General features: G+C 35.1%; 13 protein-coding genes. 12 read left to right on the top strand and 1 reads right to left on the bottom strand.

Annotated elements, in window-relative coordinates:
• Window positions 1–350: 350 nt before the first annotated feature.
• Entirely contained in the window at window positions 351–1253 is a 903-nt protein-coding gene (locus LNQ34_RS04705) for a DUF6607 family protein (protein ID WP_202701587.1), read from the bottom strand.
• Between the two features lie 104 nt (window positions 1254–1357).
• Between LNQ34_RS04705 and LNQ34_RS04700 the strand changes: the two genes are divergently transcribed.
• The 12 genes from LNQ34_RS04700 (at window position 1358) to LNQ34_RS04645 (ending at window position 18525) form a co-directional block, all read left to right on the top strand.
• Entirely contained in the window at window positions 1358–3511 is a 2154-nt protein-coding gene (locus tag LNQ34_RS04700) for a TonB-dependent receptor plug domain-containing protein (protein WP_229998821.1), read from the top strand.
• An 8-nt stretch (window positions 3512–3519) separates the two neighbouring features.
• Window positions 3520–4926 (top strand): HmuY family protein, encoded by a 1407-nt coding sequence (locus LNQ34_RS04695; RefSeq protein ID WP_229998820.1) that lies wholly within the window; start codon window positions 3520–3522, stop codon window positions 4924–4926.
• A gap of 77 nt (window positions 4927–5003) precedes the next feature.
• A complete protein-coding gene (locus tag LNQ34_RS04690) occupies window positions 5004–6299 on the top strand; it encodes a T9SS type A sorting domain-containing protein (RefSeq protein ID WP_229998819.1) in 1296 nt (431 codons plus the stop codon).
• Between the two features lie 249 nt (window positions 6300–6548).
• Window positions 6549–8033, top strand: a complete 1485-nt coding sequence (locus LNQ34_RS04685) for an SGNH/GDSL hydrolase family protein (RefSeq protein ID WP_229998818.1) — start codon at window positions 6549–6551, stop codon at window positions 8031–8033.
• Between the two features lie 82 nt (window positions 8034–8115).
• Window positions 8116–9447, top strand: coding sequence for a GDSL-type esterase/lipase family protein (locus LNQ34_RS04680; protein ID WP_229998817.1), 1332 nt, complete (start codon window positions 8116–8118; stop codon window positions 9445–9447).
• A gap of 1 nt (window position 9448) precedes the next feature.
• Complete coding sequence (locus LNQ34_RS04675; RefSeq protein WP_017494883.1) at window positions 9449–11134, top strand: MBOAT family O-acyltransferase; 1686 nt, start codon at window positions 9449–9451, stop codon at window positions 11132–11134.
• Window positions 11135–11915: 781 nt separating this feature from the next.
• On the top strand, window positions 11916–13268 hold the full coding sequence (ffh, locus tag LNQ34_RS04670) for a signal recognition particle protein (RefSeq protein ID WP_017494882.1): 1353 nt from the start codon (window positions 11916–11918) through the stop codon (window positions 13266–13268).
• A 130-nt stretch (window positions 13269–13398) separates the two neighbouring features.
• Entirely contained in the window at window positions 13399–14283 is an 885-nt protein-coding gene (locus LNQ34_RS04665) for a bifunctional 5,10-methylenetetrahydrofolate dehydrogenase/5,10-methenyltetrahydrofolate cyclohydrolase (RefSeq protein ID WP_017494881.1), read from the top strand.
• Between the two features lie 656 nt (window positions 14284–14939).
• Window positions 14940–15557, top strand: coding sequence for a hypothetical protein (locus tag LNQ34_RS04660; RefSeq protein WP_202701581.1), 618 nt, complete (start codon window positions 14940–14942; stop codon window positions 15555–15557).
• Between the two features lie 8 nt (window positions 15558–15565).
• Window positions 15566–15856: a winged helix-turn-helix domain-containing protein gene (locus LNQ34_RS04655; RefSeq protein WP_017494879.1), complete on the top strand. Its 291-nt coding sequence runs from the start codon at window positions 15566–15568 to the stop codon at window positions 15854–15856.
• A 144-nt stretch (window positions 15857–16000) separates the two neighbouring features.
• The gene (locus LNQ34_RS04650) at window positions 16001–17386 is read left to right on the top strand and encodes a DUF4153 domain-containing protein (RefSeq protein WP_229998816.1); all 1386 of its coding nucleotides are present in this window, start codon (window positions 16001–16003) and stop codon (window positions 17384–17386) included.
• Between the two features lie 212 nt (window positions 17387–17598).
• Window positions 17599–18525 carry a magnesium transporter CorA family protein gene (locus LNQ34_RS04645; protein ID WP_202701579.1) on the top strand — a complete coding sequence of 309 codons (927 nt, stop codon included), beginning with the start codon at window positions 17599–17601 and terminating at the stop codon, window positions 18523–18525.
• The last annotated feature ends 6 nt before the right edge of the window (window positions 18526–18531 follow it).

Raw genomic sequence — 18531 nt, 5'->3', positions numbered from 1 at the left:
AAAAAATAGTGCCTTATTTATTTGTATGGGATTAAATAATATATTAATTTTCCTACTTTAATTAATGAAATATTACAGGATTCTAACATCCTTATCTACAGACTCTAATATCACCTCAAGAGTTTTTTTAAGCATATCCGAGATGATTATTCCAGAATATCGATCGTAAAAGATTAAAGATACCGACCTCTTATTAATTTTATGCTGTTTTGAATTAGTAAGCTAATAGCCTAATTAAACATAGAAGGTAGCAGACCGTTTGAAATTATTTTCAGACGGTTTTTTTATGCATAAAAAAGCCGATAGTTTGTTACTATCGGCTTTTAGAATATAAGTAGAAAAGGAATTTCTTATTTTACGAACTTGTTGATGATTGCATCACTTTCTGCTTTTGTAGCAGTTGGTTTTAAATCAAACAGAAGAGAGTAAAGTGCTTTTCTGTCTACTTTAGCTTCTAAGTTTAAGTCCTGATGTCTGTCAAAAAGAGTTTGCCATTTGTCACGAACATTCTTCCAAAGCGCGTTGTTTTCCTTCCACCATTTTTGAGCAGCGATACATTTAATATCCGGAACTTTAGTGTAAACGTCCAGCCCTTTTTCCTGCGCTAATAAAACATCTTTTCCGCTGTCGTCACGCACCAATTTGTCATTGTCCTGCTCATGATTCCATCCTGTAGCTGTAATTTCGTGAATGTTTCTTCTTTTTAAAACATTATAGTCATTACGTTTGGTTTGCTCTCTTCTTGGAAGTGGTGCATCAGCAATGTTTGCCCAGTAGTTTTGTCCGTCTACATGTACCCATGTCGAAGATCCTTCGTAACGTGGACTATCATCTACCTGAAATACTTTTTGTGTCCATTGACCTTTTACTGCTTTTTTGTCCAGTTTTTTGTATTTCCAGGATGTTCCTTTATTAAAGGTATATAAGTCGGTGTTTTCATACAACCAGTCTTGTCTCCAGTGTTTGATGATCATATCGTCACTCACTATTAGTAAGTGTTGCATTACAATTTTGTTAGGAGTGTCTTCTAATAATTCCACCCATTCTAATGCAGATTCGTGTTTTGTTTCAGATGGTTTATAAGTTGCAGAATCTTTAGCGTATTGAAAAGTTTCTGCGAAATTAAACTTCACTTCGTAGCAACCACACATAGATTTGATGGATTTGATGTCTTGTTGTTTTTTATCCTGACTGAAACCAAGGCTACAAGTCAAAGCCATAACAGCTGAAAAATAGAGGCTTTTTGAAATCATAACGTAATATTTTGTTTTTAAATTTTCGCAAATATATGTATTTAATTTAGAACAAATAAAAATAGTTTATATATTTGCGCCATTATTAAGAATGAATAAAAATAATGAAAATCAAATTTATCTTTTTTACAGCTTTTCTTTTTTGTCAAATCTCCTTTGCACAAAAGAAAGATACCACGGCTGTAAATAAACTTTCTGAAGTGGTGGTTACCGGGCAATTAGAGCCCCAATCTATAAAAAAGTCAGTGTTTAATGTTCGTGTGATTTCAAAGGAAGATATTAAGCAATTGGCAGCAAACAATCTTGCAGATGTTTTAAATCAATACTTAAATATAACGATTAGGAATAGCGGGAGTGATGGACGTTCAACCGTTTCTATGTTTGGATTAGATTCACAATATTTTAAAATATTAATCGATAACATTCCATTAGTGAGTGATACCGGAATGGGAACCAATGTAGATTTAACGCAAGTAAATCTTGACGATGTTGAACGTATCGAAATTATTGAAGGTTCAATGGGAGTAACTCATGGAGCAAATGCCGTAAGTGGTATTTTGAATATCATAACTAAAAAAGGCGGAGGATACAGATGGCAGATTAGTACGACTGTTCAGGAAGAAACCGTAGGTAATGAATATGCTCTTTTTAATAAAGGCCGCCATATTCAATCAGCGAAAATAGCTCATAATTTTAACGAAAACTGGTTTGTTAATATAGGAGGGAACCGCAATGATTTTGCTGGTTTTTATGATAATATGAAGGGGAAAGATTATGCCATGAATAATGGGTTACGAGGTTATAAATGGCTTCCGAAAGATCAGTTAGTTGGTAATGGGCTTTTAGGTTATCAAAAAGGAAATTTTAAAATATTTTACAAATTTGATTACTATGGTGAGGATGTTCATTTTTACAATCCAATTTTAATTCCGCAAGATAATTATCCTTTTCCTGAAACCTATTATGCAAATGATAAACGTTTTATAACCAATAGATTTTATCATCATTTAAATTCTAACGGGAAATTGTTTTCGAAGTTAAATTATAATGTTTCGCTTTCCCATCAGAAACAAGAACGTGATTTAGAAAGGTTTAACTATCAAATGGAAACAGGAAAGGAGTTTGATAATAACAGACAAACTTACCAATCAAAAGAAGTTTTCTATTCTACAGGAACGTTGAGTAATTTTTTCAATAGTAAAAAGGTCGATTTTCAATTGGGTTATGAAATTACAAATGAAAATGGATTTTATGATGCGACTGCAGGTACTTTTAAGGACGATCAGCAACAGCTTAAAGACATAAGAAAGCGACTTGAAAATTATGATATTTTTACTGTGGCAGAGGTCAATCTGACCGATAAATTTTCGATTCGTCCAGGACTTCGTTATTCAATTCAATCTAATTTTGACAATCAATATGCTAGTTCGTTAGGACTAAGATATATTTTTAAAAAAGGATTAGAGACGAGAGCTTCTATGGGGAAATCATATCGTACTCCTAACTTTGATGAGCTTTATACTTATTTTGTAGATTCTAATCATAATGTTCAGGGGAATCCTGATTTAGTTCCCGAAAATAGTACTTCATATGAGCTAAGTTTTAAAAGATCTTGTCAACTTCGTTCAGGAGCGCAAATTTCAAATAATGTAGCCTTTACCTTTATGAATGTCGATGATAGAATCGATATGGTTTTGACTCAAGTTGTTCCTTCATTAAGTTATCGATATGTTAATATCAATGCCTATAAAATGTGGAATGCGTCAACTACTGAGCAATATTCATATAAAAACTGGAATGTAAAAATTGGTGCGGCTTTAGTAGGTATTTCCCGAAAATTAGATTTGGCGGCACTAAATCTAACTACTGATGATAAGTATCTGTACTCATTTCAGTTGAATTCCAGTATTTCTTATAATATTCCAAAATGGAATACCCTGGTAGCATTGTACTACAAGTATAATGGACAACAGCAACAATTTGTGGCTGGAACAGACACAGACGGAAGTGCTAAATTCTTTTTGAATGAAATCAAACCTTATAGTTGGATGGATGCTTCTGTTCGCAAATTGTTTTTCAAAAATCAGTTTGAAGTAATGGTTGGCGCCAGAAACTTATTTAACATTACAGACGTTCAATCTGTGAGGAATGGAGGAGGTTCAACCGGAGGGGCACATGGTTCCACAAGTTCAGACTTAATGCTTGGATATGGACGCTCTTACTTTATTAAACTTACGTATAATCTAAATTTTAATTAATATATATCATGAAAAAAAACTTTATTTTAATACTTTCTTTCGTATTACTGGCTTTTACGGCTTGTAATAACGACGATAATGGCGGAGAATCTGTGGCTGTCGCATTTGCGGAGTCTTCCTATAATTTAACAAGTGCCGCAACTCCAGTTCAGATTAAGTTTGCTGCTCCGGCTCCTTCTGCAGGAACAATTACAGTTTCGTACACGGTTACGGCTGCAGTTTATACTACAGATTTTACAACTGCTCCCGCAGCAGCTGCAAATAAAATAGTAATACCTTTTGCTCAAAATGCGACATCTGCTGAATTTACTTTTAATAAAATTAAAAATGCAGTAGGTGCGGAGGTTAAGAATGTAATTTTTACAATTGATGGTTCTTCTATTAATGTTAATGTAGTAGGGAACAAAACAATCCAGTTGAATTTTAATGAAACGGCTTCATTAGGTACAGCTTTGGCTCCTTTGGTTGGAGGTTCTGCAGAACCAAATCAGGTTTATGTTGATTTAAGCACAGGAAAATTAACAACAGTTGTAAGAACTTCTTGGGACTTAGGTTTTTATTCTGGTTCAGATTTTAGAGTAGTACTGAATGGCTCATTAAAAATGTCAGCAAAGAAATTGACAACAACAAATATTGATGAAGTACAAACACCGGACGAAACTATGATTATTACTCCTGGAAATGGAATTGTAAGTCAAGTTGACGGTCCAGCAGGGGATATTCTTCAAACAGCTATTGCAGGTGTTTCATCAACTGATTCTGAAAATAAAGTTTATTTAATTAACATGGGAAGTAACCCTGCTACTGCAGCTTTAGGTTCTGAAGGTGTTGGAGCTGGAACTTCTAGAGGATGGAAAAAAATTAGAGTTCTGAAAAGCGGAAGTGATTATAAGATTCAATATGCAGATATAGCTGCTACGACGCATGATGAAGTTGTAATTTCGAAAAATAGTGCATACAATTTTACATTCTTTAGTTTATTGGATAAGAAAACGGTTAATGTTGAGCCACAAAAGAATCAATGGGATCTTAACTTCACTTCATTTACAAATGTAATTCCTGGTCCGACAGGTTCGTCGCCTTATCTTTTTGCTGATTATGTTGTTAATAACGTAAAAGGTGGGGCGCAAACATATCAAGTTCTTACAAGTGCTTTTTCATATGACAATTTTACATTAGCGAATGTAGAAACTTCAAAGTTTAATGACGATCAAAGAAATATTGGATCTAACTGGAGAGGAACAAGTGTTGTTGGTCCTAATGGTACGCCAGTTTCGCAATTCGTTTTAAGAACTGATCGTTTCTATGTAGTTAAAGATCCTGCTGGAAATGTCTACAAGTTGAAATTTACTGGTGGAACAAAAGAAGATGGTGAGAGAGGATATCCTAAATTTCAATATGCATTGTTGAAATAATACTATAATGTAGTAACCCCGAACTAGCTAAATTTAGTTGGTTCGGGGTTATTTTTTAATCTTTTATTTAATTTAACATGAAAAAAATTACTTTAAGTTTTTTGTTTTTGATGCTCTTTTTTATACAATTAGCGTTCTGTCAAGGTAGTGTAAAGTACGATTCTAAAACAAAATCCATCGATGTCGCCTCAGGAGTTGAAGGTACAGCAAGTATTCTGGTAAAATTTTATGGTAGTACTGAGAGTACTCCTATTTTTCTTGAAACCATGTCCTGTGGCAATACGGATGGTTTTCAGTTAGTTAGCTATTCGAAAGGAAGCATAATGAATTACTATCAGAACGAAACAAACATTGTTTTTAAATTTAAAAAGACTGTGAGTTCTGATACTCAGGTTATTTATAAATTTTCAACTAATGGGAGTTGTTTTCAGAATGAAGCTGATATGATTAAGATTACCGTAAATTACAAGGCAACAGTTACCAATCCTACAAATCCAACGTTTGATAATCAAATTACAATTTTTCATAATTACAAGAATACAATAATTTCGGATTTAAGTATTGATAGGGGGAGCACAGCTCCTTTAATCGGGGGTACTTTTGTGTCATTAGGATATGAGTATCAATGGGATAAAAAAAACATTAATGGAGTTTGGATGCCGATTCCAGGAGAAACAAAGGATTTCATTTTACCTGGCATTCTTTTAGAGACAACTCAGTACAGAAGAAGTGCAAAAAAAACAAGTAGTACCATGAATGTACCTATAAGTAATGTAGTGACCATAACTTTACCTCACGTTCCTGCTATAGAAAATAATATCATATCAATAAGTGGCACTACAATAACAGGGAGTCAGCCAACTGGAGCATTTGGCGATTATAAGTATTCATGGTTTTTGGGAAGCCAAGAAGATCCAATTATATTTGATGAAACGACAAAGGATTTGGATTTGACACCATATTGGCGTGCAATAAGTATTTTACAGAATGATCATACTGCATTCATATTAAGAACTGTTCAATCTGTAAATAGTTCACATAGCTCGAATAGTAATAAGATAAGATTGTATGGTACCTCTCAATTACAACAACAAGCTTTAAAGGCTCAATCAGAAGAAGATTCGTTGTTAATCTACCCAAACCCAACAACCGAAGTTGTAAATTTTGCAACAAATTTCTCGACTAACAAAGAAATAGAAATCGTAGTTTACTCTGAAAGCACAAGAAACGAAAGATCCGTTTTTAAAGGAACGGTAACGCCTAATCAGGTGGTAAGCTGGAATATTCCTTCCGGTTATGCGAAAGGAATTTACTTCTATAAGATTCGTTCAGGGAGCAAAGAAGTGAAAACGGGTAAAATTATAGTTCAATAAATAGGCAAGGAGCAAATTATGCTCAGTATATTTTCAAAATTTAGTTAATCATTAACTTTGTTTTTTTTATTTTTTTTTGATCAAGAGGCTGGATTCGTTCAGCCTCTTTTTTTTGTATTATTTTAATGTTAAAAAGAACCTAGAAATTAATTGTTTAATTCTATCTTTGCGGGTATTTTTTATAAGGAATTAACAGGAATTTTGAAATCAAATTTTTAGTAAATCCTTTCTTCAAATTTATTATTACGAGTGAATACAAAATCTTATTTTTTTCAGTCTTTTGCCATTGTGGCACTGGCATTTATAGCTTTCATCGGATTTAAGCAAGTCTTGCCCGACAAGATCTTTTCGGATAGTAAAGTAGATTCTAAAAACGTACTAATTGATAGTCTGCTTTTAGAGTCAGTCGCAAATGATTCTCTGGAGCAGAATGGAGACAGTCTGACCGAAGAGGAGAAAAATGAAATGAGGGAAAAGATTGTTTTCGATGCTTCGGAAGGAATCGAATTTCCATCTGAAACTTTCGATAACTACAAAGGATACCAATACCTGATTTCTTTTTACGAAAAATTATACCAGCTGGAGAATAATCCGCAATCCAAAGTCAGAATTGCCTATTATGGAGATTCCATGACCGATGGTGATTTAATTGTACAGGATGTCCGCGCCAATTACCAGGAACGTTTTGGCGGAAGCGGAGTTGGTTTTGTGTCGATCAATTCAGAATCTGCAGCATCACGTGGTTCTGTAAAATCTTCGGCTTCCAAAAACTGGAAAATGCAATCGTACTTAAACGTAAAACGTCCAACGAGCCCTTTTGGTGTAAACGGACACGTGTTTTTTGCCAATGATAAATCAAATACGACCTGGGTTCAGTACGAAGCAGGTTTAAACAAACACGCAACAACTTTAGATAGTCCGACTTTGTATTACGGAAGAGGAACTAAAAAAGGAAATGTGAATTTCATTATCGGAAAAGATACCTTGCGAAAAAGCCTTGTGCCAAACAATCTGATCAATACTCTAAAAGTAACTTCAGGAAGCATAAAAGGATTCAAAGCCAATTTTATTCATGCCGATTCCATTCCAATCTATGGGTTTAATTTTGATAACGGAAACGGGGTTCATGTAGACAACTTCTCACAAAGAGGGAATTCAGGTTTGCCGATTTCTACTTTTAATGCGAATGTGATGCAGGGGTTCAATAACAGTTTAAAATACGATTTGGTTATTCTGCATTACGGAACCAACGTTTTAAATTATGGAACCAAAAATTACAATTGGTATCAAAGAGGTATGACCAAAGCGGTGAATAAAATTAAAGAATCTTTTCCGGGAGTTTCGATCCTGATCATTTCGACAGCCGATAAATCAACGAAATACGATTTAGAAATGAAAACTGATTCAGCCGTTGTTCCATTAATGAGAGCTCAAAAAAGATACGCACTTGAAACCGAATCCGGATTTGTGAATTTGTACACCTTAATGGGAGGTGACGGATCAATGGTGAAATGGGTAGACGAATCTCCGGCCAGAGCCAATAAAGATTATACACACTTTAACCAGCGTGGGGCAAAAGCTATTGGTAAATTAGTATACGATCAATTGAACAAAGGTTACGAGCAATATAAAGTATTACGGGTAAACAGAGAGGCGGATACCAACAAACGGAAAGCAGCCAGGAAGACCAATACAGATTCCGTAGCGGTAAAAACAGATAGCGTAAATGAATAGATTAATTATCTTCTTTTGTTGTCTTTTTTTCTCAACAAACGATAAAACACCAAAGACAGATTTAAATCCAATTACAAAAAATATGATGCATAAAGCCGATACAGCCGCTGTTGATTCTTTTTCAGGAGACAGGATTTATAATGCAGAAGTCTTAGTGCCGTTTTTTTTGAAATTGAAGTCGAACGAAAGTCAAAATAGTCAGAAAATCAATATGGTACATGTGGGAGATTCGCACATTCAGAGTGATTTGATGACCAATGAGATTAGAAAAAAACTGCAGCAAAAGTTTGGTAATGGCGGCCGCGGGTTAGTTTTTCCGTATCAGCTGGCGAAAACAAACGGTTCTTATAACGAGCGGTTTCGTTCCAACAGAGGCTGGGAAAGTTACCGAAACATTCATCCTGTCAAAAATGTTCCTGTTGGTTTAAGCGGAATTGCACTTTGGAGAGACAATGGCGGTTTCGCTGTTGAATTGAATGTTAAAGATGCTGCGTATAATTTCAATACCATCAAAATTATTACGCCTCAAAATCAGAACATGTTTGATTTAGCGATATCCTCTCAAACCAAAACAATTCAGTCTACAGAGCGAAAAGTAATTACGCACAAGATCAAAAAAGGAGAAGCGATCTCGACAATTGCTGACAAATACAATGTTTCGGTAGCCGATATTAGAAAAGACAATCGTCTGAAATCGAATAACATTCGCGCGGGAAGAACGCTTAAAATCCGAACAAACGAGACTAAACCCAGAAATATTACGAGTTCAGAATTTGTTCCTTTAAATTTGGAATCGGATTCGTTTACTCATTATTACAACTCTGAAAAAACGTTGAGTCGTATTTTTCTACTTCCCAATAAAGAAGCTTCAAAGTACGAATTGAGCGGGATCGTTTTAGAAAGAGATACACCCGGTTTAATTTACAGCAGCATTGGGGTAAATGGAGCCAAGTTTTCAGATTATAATAAGTATCCGTTATTTTTTGAACAGCTAAAAGCATTGCATAGCGACCTTATAGTTCTTTCGTTGGGAACAAATGAAAGCTACGATCATATGGAAGCTTCGGCATATATAAAGGAATTGCGAGATTTTATAAAAAATGTAAAAGAACACAATCGTACGGTTTCTATCCTTGTGATGACTCCGCCTCCTTCATTACTCAAAGCAAGAAGACCTAATGTTTATATTCGCGATTACGCAAAAAGTATTATTGAAATAGCAAAGACAGATGGTTTTGCAGTTTGGGATTTATACGATGAATTGGGAGCGATGGAAGGAATCCGAGGTTTAAAGTCTTCGGGATTAATTGGCCCGGATTGGGTTCATTATTCTAAAAAAGGATATGAAAAACAAGGGGACTTGTTTGCAGAAGCATTTTTAAAAGCATACGATAATTTTAAATTAAAGAATTAAGTTGATTACAATAGATAGCATAAATAATTGGTTCATTCAGAATTTTGGAGCGATTACTCCGGAGCAGGTTCAAAGTTGGTTTATATACAATCCTGAAGAAAAATTACTGTTTAATACCGGTTTGTTCCTGGGATTATTTCTGGTTTTTTATTTTGTGTATGCCTTTTTACGCAAAACATTTTATTTGAGATTAACATACGTTATCCTCTTTTCGCTTTTCTTTTATTACAAGTCAAGCGGGATTTACTTTTTACTCTTGTTACTTTCGTCTGTTGTTGATTACGGTCTGAGTCAGATTATTTACAGAGAAGCAAAAGACAGTACAAAGAAAATTTATCTGGTGATCAGTGTAATCCTGAATCTGGGATTGTTGGGGTATTTCAAATACATGAACTTCATGATTGTTACTTTCAATGATATGTTTCATGGAAATTATGAACTGCACGATATTTTTCTGCCGGTTGGAATTTCATTCTATACCTTCCAGTCGATGAGTTATATTATCGAAATCTACCGTGAAGAAATTAAACCAACCAAAAATTATATCGAATATCTGTTCTTCGTTTCATTCTTCCCTCAGTTGGTGGCAGGACCAATCGTTAGAGCAAAGGATTTTTTACCTCAGATTTATCAGAAATTAAACCTGACCAGAGAAGATGTAAACAACGCTTTGTTTTTGATTATAGGTGGATTGATTAAGAAAACGGTAATTTCGAATTACATCTCTATAAATTTCGTTGATCGTGTTTTTGATACCCCGATGAATTATACCTCGTTTGAAAATTTAATGGCGTCTTATGGGTATGCGATTCAGATTTACTGCGATTTTTCAGGATATTCAGATATGGCAATCGGAATCGCTTTGCTATTAGGATTTAAACTTCCGGCGAACTTTAGAACGCCTTATAAGTCAACCTCTATAACTGATTTCTGGAGAAGATGGCATATTTCACTATCCACCTGGCTGAAAGACTTTTTGTATATCTCGATCGGTGGAAATCGTGAAGGAACATTCGCAGGGTTTTTATTCCCAAGTTTATTCTTCTTTGGATTATTGCTTTGGGGAATTTCAAACATAAACGAGAGTTTCATTCCACTAGGGATTGCAATTGGAGCATTAGTGCTTTTCTGTCTGACCTTTTTACTTTCAAAAAAGAAAAACCAAACCTTGGTGACCAATTTCAATTTGTTTACCACGATGTTGTTAGGAGGGTTGTGGCATGGAGCCGGAGCACAGTTTATTGTTTGGGGAGCCTTACACGGATTGGCATTAGCCGTTCATAAAATTTTCATGGAATTCTTTCCTCCCAAAAAAGAAGGTAAAGGTTCTGGATTTTTATGGAAATTCTTTTCAATCGTCATTACCTTTCATTTTGTTGTTTTTTGTTGGATATTTTTCCGTGCCAGAGATTTTGAAACAGCACTTCAGGTTATCAATAATATTGGTCAGTTGACTTTTGAGCCGGAACATTGGCAGGCAATCATAATAGGTTACAAAAATGTCTTTTTATTGATGCTATTCGGATACGTTTGGCATGTCTTGCCGGAAGCTATTACCTCTAAAATGAAATTAGTTTTTGATAAAACACCTCTGATCGGAAAAGCAATTATTCTGGGATTCACGTATTGGATCGTTTATGCAACAGCAGTTGCCGGTTCGCAACCGTTTATTTACTTCCAGTTTTAGAAAATAGGTGCAAAGGGACAAAGTTACAAAGACGCAAAGGTTTTATTCTTTGCGTCTTTTTTTGTTCTCGCAGACTAGACAGCTGCTTTGTTCTTAGATTAAGTATGAAAAAAATCAGCTATATCTGCCAAATCTGCGAGAGTTAAAAAAGTTAGTTTGAAAAATCCGTGAAATCCGTGAAATTCGTGTGATTCGTGGCAAAAAAACTTTGCGTCTTTTTTGTTTTCGCAGATTAGACAGCTGCTTTGTTCTTAGATTAAGCATGAAAAAAATCAGCTATATCCGCTAAATCTGCGAGAGTTAAAAAAGTTAGTTTGAAAAATCCGTGAAATTCGTAAAATTCGTGTGATTCATGGCAAAAAAACTTTGCGTCTTTTTTGTTTTCGCAGATTAGACAGCTGCTTTGTTCTTAGATTAAGTATGAAAAAAATCAGCTATATCTGTCAAATCTGCGAGAGTTAAAAAAGTTAGTTTGGAAAATTCGTAAAATTCGTGTGATTCGTAAAAAAAAAACTTTGCGTCTTTTTTGTTTTCGCAGACTAGACAGCTGCTTTGTTCTTAGATTAAGTATGAAAAAAAATCAGCTATATCTGCTAGATCTGCGAGAAAAGAAATTGCGACTTCGCGTCTTTGCGTGCAAAAAAAACATAGCGAACTTTTCGTAAAACTTTGCGTTCTTTGCGGTAAAATCAAAACGTACTTCAAGTTTAAATGTGATTAAATAAAAATTGCCTGAAATGCCTAATTAGATTATCTTTGCACTTCAAATAAAGAAAAAAGTATGTTTGATAATTTAAGTGATAAGTTAGATAAAGCCTTCCATATATTAAAAGGACACGGTAAAATTACAGAAGTAAACGTTGCCGATACTTTAAAAGAAGTTCGTCGTGCCTTACTTGATGCCGATGTTAACTTTAAAATTGCTAAAGATTTTACCACTAAAGTAAAAGAAAAAGCAATTGGTCAGGACGTTTTAACAACGCTTCAGCCGGGACAATTACTGGTGAAGTTAGTGAAAGACGAACTAACCGAATTGATGGGTGGTGATGTTGCCGGTGTTAATCTTTCCGGAAATCCTTCTGTTATTTTAATGTCAGGACTTCAGGGATCGGGAAAAACGACCTTCTCAGGGAAACTGGCCAATTTCTTAAAGACAAAGAAAAATAAAAAACCACTTTTAGTAGCGTGTGATATCTACCGTCCTGCGGCGATTAATCAGTTACATGTTGTGGGAGATCAAATAGGCGTTGAGGTTTATTCAGAGCCGGAAAATAAAAACCCTGTTGAAATTGCTCAAAACGCAATCAAACATGCAAAAGCTAACGGTTTTAACGTAGTGATTGTCGATACAGCTGGTCGTTTAGCAGTAGATCAGGAAATGATGGACGAAATTGCTCGTGTTCATAAAGCAATTCAGCCTCAGGAAACCTTGTTTGTTGTGGATTCTATGACAGGACAAGACGCTGTAAATACGGCAAAAGCCTTCAATGATATTCTGAATTTTGATGGAGTTATTTTAACAAAATTAGATGGTGATACACGTGGGGGAGCTGCAATTTCGATCAAATCGGTTGTAAACAAGCCAATCAAATTTGTAGGTACGGGGGAGAAGATGGAAGCAATTGATGTTTTCTATCCGGATCGTATGGCTGAGCGTATCTTAGGTATGGGTGACGTTGTGTCGCTTGTAGAGAGAGCACAGGAGCAATTTGATGAAGAAGAAGCCAGAAAACTTCAAAAGAAAATCGCTAAAAACGAATTTGGTTTTGATGATTTCCTTACGCAAATTCAGCAAGTAAAGAAAATGGGTAACATGAAAGACTTGGTCGGAATGATACCGGGAGCTTCAAAAGCCATGAAAGACGTAGAGATAGAAGATGATGCTTTTAAACATATTGAGGCGATCATCCACTCGATGACCCCGATAGAAAGAAGTAAACCTTCGATAATCGACGTGAAAAGAAAAGCCAGAATCGCTAAAGGTTCCGGAACCAAAGTCGAGCAGGTAAATCAGTTAATGAAGCAGTTTGACCAAATGAGCAAGATGATGAAGATGATGCAGGGTCCGGGCGGAAAAAATCTGATGAAGATGATGGGCGGAATGAAAGGAATGCCAGGCGGAATGCCGAGATAAAATAAAAAAGTTTCAAGTTTAAGGTTTCAGGTTATGAAACTACAACTTGAAACTTTTTTGATTAATATAAATAGGTGTTTCGCTTTTAACGTGAAACCGGAAATTTTAAATCAGAAACTAAAATAAAACAATGCAACTACTAGACGGTAAAAAAACAGCTGAAGACATTAAAAACGAAATTGCAGCCGAAGTTCAATCGATAAAAGATGCCGGAGGGAAAGTACCTCATTTGGCAGCAGTAATCGTGGGAACGGATGGAGCAAGTTTAACTTACGTAGGAAGTAAAGTGAGATCTTGCCAGCAAATAGGCTTTGATTCGACTTTGGTGAGTTTACCCGAAACAATTACAGAAACAGAACTACTGGCAAAAATTAAAGAACTGAATGAAGACGATAATCTGGACGGATTTATTGTACAATTGCCTTTACCAAAACACATTAGCGAACAAAAAATTCTAATGGCTATCGATCCGGACAAAGATGTTGACGGCTTTCATCCTGCGAATTTTGGAAAAATGGCTTTAGAGATGGACAGCTTTATTCCTGCAACACCATTTGGAATCATGCAGTTGTTAGAGCGTTACAATATTGAAACTGCAGGAAAACATACTGTTGTTATTGGCAGAAGTCATATCGTGGGCCGACCAATGAGTCTTTTAATGAGCCGTAAAGGAAATCCGGGAGATTCTACAGTTACGCTAACGCACAGCAGAACCCAAAACATTGAGGAGTATACCAGAAGTGCTGATATTATTATCACGGCATTAGGAGTGCCAAATTACTTAAAAGCCGACATGGTGAAAGATGGGGTAGTAGTAATTGATGTTGGAATTACAAGAGTAGAAGATGCTTCACATCCAAAAGGTTATGTAATTACAGGTGACGTTGATTTCGACGGAGTAAGTAAAAAATCATCATTTATTACACCGGTTCCTGGTGGAGTAGGACCAATGACCATTGCAATGTTGTTGAAAAATACACTTTTAGCAAGAAAGATGCGAAGCGCTAAAAATTAATAGTGTAGAAATAAATTTTAGATTAAAGCCTGTTCGAGAGAACGGGCTTTTTTTGGGATGGGGTGAAGTTAATGTTGGAATCTGAAGGTGTAGTCCCTACGGGACAAGACGAATCAGGTTAGTTGTTGTGTTACCTTTATTTGATCCCTATGGGATAAGTTCTTTCAAGAGTTTAATGTTAGTGTAGAAAAATGCTGTAATGGCTATTATGTTGTAATTACCTATTGTCTACGATATAGACTCCGCTAGGAGTCACATATCTGCAGAAAAATGGTAAGTTATCTGTTGTTGTTAGCGTTTATTTATTCGCTACAATATAAACTCCGTTAGAAGTCACATTTCGGTAGAAAAAATAAGAAAAAATGTCCTATAGGGACTATCCATGTTTTATAAAGTTGGGATTTGGATTTTTTTTTAGAAAAGAATGCATAAAAGACTCCGTGCATCTCTGTGCCAGCTTTGTGAGTCTTCGTGGGATTTTTTTTGTTCCGCAGAGACACACAGAGTTTACACAAAGCTACACAGAGCTACACAGAGCAATATAGAAATCTTCGCGTATCTCTGTGTCAACTCTGCGCATCTCTGCGAAATTTTTCCAAAAATTAGCTTGTCAATTCAAATTAATATTTAACTTTGTATCTCAAAGTACTTTATTTATGAATCAGAAGCACCAAGAAGATTTAGCCCATATTCGTTCCATGATGGAGCGTTCTTCAAGATTTATATCATTAAGCGGCCTTTCAGGAGTATTTGCGGGACTTTCGGCTTTAATTGGTGGATTGTATGTTTACCAATTGTTTAAAGCAAACGGGACCGAATATTTTGGTGGAGATTATGAGAAGCAATATTCTGCTAACCTGGTTTCAGAACTGGTCTTTACAGGTTTGATTATTTTAGCTTTTGCTTTTAGCTTCGGTTTGTTTTTTACCGTTAGAAAAAGCAGAAAACATAATTTACCTATTTGGACTTCGGCTACCAAAAATATGCTTTTGAACCTGACAGTTCCATTATTGGCCGGAGGTATATTTTGTCTGGCGCTGATCTTTCATGAGGTTTATGGTTTAATTGCACCGGCTACTTTAATTTTTTACGGACTGGCTTTAATAAATGCTGAAAAGTATACTTTTTCTGATATTAAGTACTTGGGATTTTGCGAGTTGGTTTTAGGATTTATTTCTCTTTTTTTTATTGGGTACGGTTTGATTTTTTGGATCATTGGATTTGGTATTTTGCATATCTTGTACGGATTAATAATGTTCAAAAAATATAAATAATCCATTCGATGGGAATTATTGATAAACTAAATAAAGATTTTGAAAGCCGTGTCAGATTGGGTATTATGTCCATTTTGATGGTCAACGAGTGGGTAGATTTTACTGAAATGAAAAATCTGCTGAATATTACGGACGGAAATCTGGCAAGTCATTCCTCAGCTCTTGAAAAAGCGGAATATATCGAAGTAAAAAAAGAGTTTGTAGGCAAGAAACCTAAAACATCTTACCAGGTAACTCCCAGAGGGCGTGCGGCTTTCAAAGAACACCTTTCTTTTCTCGAAAAATTAATGAAATCGTAATAGCTCTATTTTTTTTGCCTAATAACTTTGAAATGCAAAGTACTTTTAAATTTAAAATAACACAATCGTCACAAAAATATTGCAAAGAAAACCAATAAAAGGGGCGATAATCTACATGACTTCTAATACATAAATTCAACAACAATGAAAAAACACCTAGTTATCCCAGCCTGCAGTTTGATCTTTATCCTGCTTTTTTACCATGAATCAATGGGAGTGAACCTCGCCATTTTTGGACTATTGTTAATCGGCCTGATTTGTTATTTTTTTCAGGATAAGTTTACTGACCGATCTCATTTGGTTTTGGTGGTTACATCCGTACTGTCGTGTCTGGCCTTTGCCTGGTACGGGGATTTTGCTTCATTTTTAGCACTTTCCATGTCTGTTTTGTTCTTGCATTTTAGAATACAGGATCCGGAGCTAAAGATACTTCAGGTTTTTCCTCTTGTATTCTTAAATGCATTTGCTTCAGCAGGACGTGTTTTTGTGTTCAGTCAATGGCTTCCGGAAAGAAAAATCGATAATAATTTTGCGAAAAAGCTTATTGCTTATGTGGTGATTCCGTTGGTCTTTTTGATCGTGTTTTTTACGGCCTATTCGTTCGGAAGTGAGCATTTCTCCTCTCTATTAACGGATTATACTTTAGATCTTGATATTTTCGAAGTAGTTCTGATAGGGGTTTTAGGGTTTTATATTTCATTTAGTTTCTGGAATTATTGGGTTCCCGAACTGTGTTACGAGAAAAATAAACTTTTAGACAATGAGTTTAGTAATGTTGTCGAAATCAAAAATCAGAATACATTTTCGTTTTTAGATTTGGACTTTGAAAGAAAAAGCGGCGAGATTACATTAGTCTTATTAAATTTTATGCTCTTGGTTTTTATTATCACCTACAATTATGAGCAATTTTTTGAGGCTGTCGAGACCTCTAAACTTAGCTCAGCTACTCACGAAAGAGTGAATGCCGTAATCTTTTCGATAATTATGGCGGTTGGAGTGATACTGTTTTATTTTAAAGGAGGATTTAATTTTGATAAAAAAGCAGCTCATCTTAAAAAACTGGCTAAAGTATGGATTGTTTTAAATGGCGTATTAATAGTGAGTACCATTATTAAAAATTCAGAATATGTGTCATTCTTTGGCTTAACTTATAAAAGACTGGGAGTTTATGCTTTTCTGATTTTAGCGGTAATTGGTTTGATTTTTACCTTTTTAAAAATCACCAGACAAAAAACAAACGCTTACCTTTTTAACCAAATGGTCTGGTGTTTTTACGGAACGATACTTTTATGCAGTTTTGTGAATTGGGGAAATCTAATTACAAACTATAATGTCTCAGTAAATAAAGGAGTTGATCCCTGGTTTTTAAGAAACTTGCACTTTAACGATGAGAGCCGCGATGCTTACTTTTCAACAATAAATATTGTTGGCGAAGGACAAGGTTATCTGGAAGAGAATCGTATAGAAGATCACAAGGATGATCCTTTTCTTTCAAAAGCACTTTATTACGAATTTGTAGAAAAAAAGTAGTAAATACTTGTAAAAACCGCCCTGTAGAATTTATATAGGGCGGTTTTTTAATAATTAATTAGTAGTTTAAAGTTTTTCGTTTTAAAAATAAAGAATACTTTTGCAACACTAAAAAAAAACTTCTCCAATGGACGATTATTATTCGTTAGTATTTAATTAAAGTAGCTTTTGAATTTTTTCAAAATGCTACGCTAAACACCTGCAATTTTGAAATGAAAGCCTTTTACAAAAACAACAACGGACTAATCGAGATACAAGAATGGACTCCAAACTGCTGGATCAGCATTGAATCTCCTTCAGAAACAGAAAAAAAATACTTACTGGAAGAACTTCAGATTCCTGAAGCCTTTTATAACGATATTGAGGATATCGACGAAAGACCCCGTATGGAGTCTGAAGACGGCTGGACTTTGTTTATCATGAGGGTTCCTATAAAGAGTAACGATGTTAAGCTTCCTTTTCAAACCATACCTTTGGGTTTGATTTTTAAAGATGATGTTTGCGTTACGATTAGTTTTTATGAAACCGAGATAGTTTCTGATTTTCTGCAATATACAAGACGGAAAAATATAGTGATCAAAGACAATTTCGATTTAGTGATGAGGTTACTTCTATCGTCAAGTGTCTGGTATCTAAAATACTTAAAGCAGATCAATCAAAAGATAAAACTGGCTGAAGACAACCTGGAGAAATCGATCAAGAACGCAGAATTACAGGCGCTTTTACAGATCGAAAAATGTCTGGTGTTTTTTATTACTTCCTTAAAAGGGAATGATGTTTTATTTCACAGAATCAAAAATCTAAAAGCTCAAAGAGAGCATTTTGATCCGGATTTACTGGAAGATGTTGATATCGAATTAAGTCAGGCACAGGATACTGCAAACATTTACAGCAATATCTTGACGGGGATGATGGATGCGTATGCTTCGGTAATTTCCAATAACATGAATAATATTATGAAGCAAATGACGTCGATTTCTATTATTCTGATGATTCCTACGTTAATAGCGAGTTTGTATGGAATGAATGTGCCGAATGGTCTGGAAGAAAGTAAATACGGTATTTGGATTCTTCTCTTAGTGTCTGTTGTCTTATCATCAGTCGGAGTGTTTTTATTCAAAAGAAGAAGATGGTTCTGATAAAAA

Source organism: Flavobacterium lipolyticum (assembly GCF_020905335.1).
Lineage (GTDB): Bacteria > Bacteroidota > Bacteroidia > Flavobacteriales > Flavobacteriaceae > Flavobacterium > Flavobacterium lipolyticum.
The sequence above is the reverse complement of the archived record's forward strand: the minus strand, read 5'-3'. Positions and strand labels throughout refer to the sequence as shown.

Coding starts and splice junctions, on each gene's coding strand:
- LNQ34_RS04650 (WP_229998816.1), top strand. CDS start 16,001: ATGAAAAAACACCTAGTTATCCCAGCCTGCAGTTTGATCTTTATCCTG.
- LNQ34_RS04645 (WP_202701579.1), top strand. CDS start 17,599: ATGAAAGCCTTTTACAAAAACAACAACGGACTAATCGAGATACAAGAA.
- LNQ34_RS04690 (WP_229998819.1), top strand. CDS start 5,004: ATGAAAAAAATTACTTTAAGTTTTTTGTTTTTGATGCTCTTTTTTATA.
- LNQ34_RS04660 (WP_202701581.1), top strand. CDS start 14,940: ATGAATCAGAAGCACCAAGAAGATTTAGCCCATATTCGTTCCATGATG.
- LNQ34_RS04655 (WP_017494879.1), top strand. CDS start 15,566: ATGGGAATTATTGATAAACTAAATAAAGATTTTGAAAGCCGTGTCAGA.
- LNQ34_RS04705 (WP_202701587.1), bottom strand. CDS start 1,253: ATGATTTCAAAAAGCCTCTATTTTTCAGCTGTTATGGCTTTGACTTGT.
- LNQ34_RS04700 (WP_229998821.1), top strand. CDS start 1,358: ATGAAAATCAAATTTATCTTTTTTACAGCTTTTCTTTTTTGTCAAATC.
- LNQ34_RS04665 (WP_017494881.1), top strand. CDS start 13,399: ATGCAACTACTAGACGGTAAAAAAACAGCTGAAGACATTAAAAACGAA.
- LNQ34_RS04695 (WP_229998820.1), top strand. CDS start 3,520: ATGAAAAAAAACTTTATTTTAATACTTTCTTTCGTATTACTGGCTTTT.
- LNQ34_RS04680 (WP_229998817.1), top strand. CDS start 8,116: ATGATGCATAAAGCCGATACAGCCGCTGTTGATTCTTTTTCAGGAGAC.
- ffh (WP_017494882.1), top strand. CDS start 11,916: ATGTTTGATAATTTAAGTGATAAGTTAGATAAAGCCTTCCATATATTA.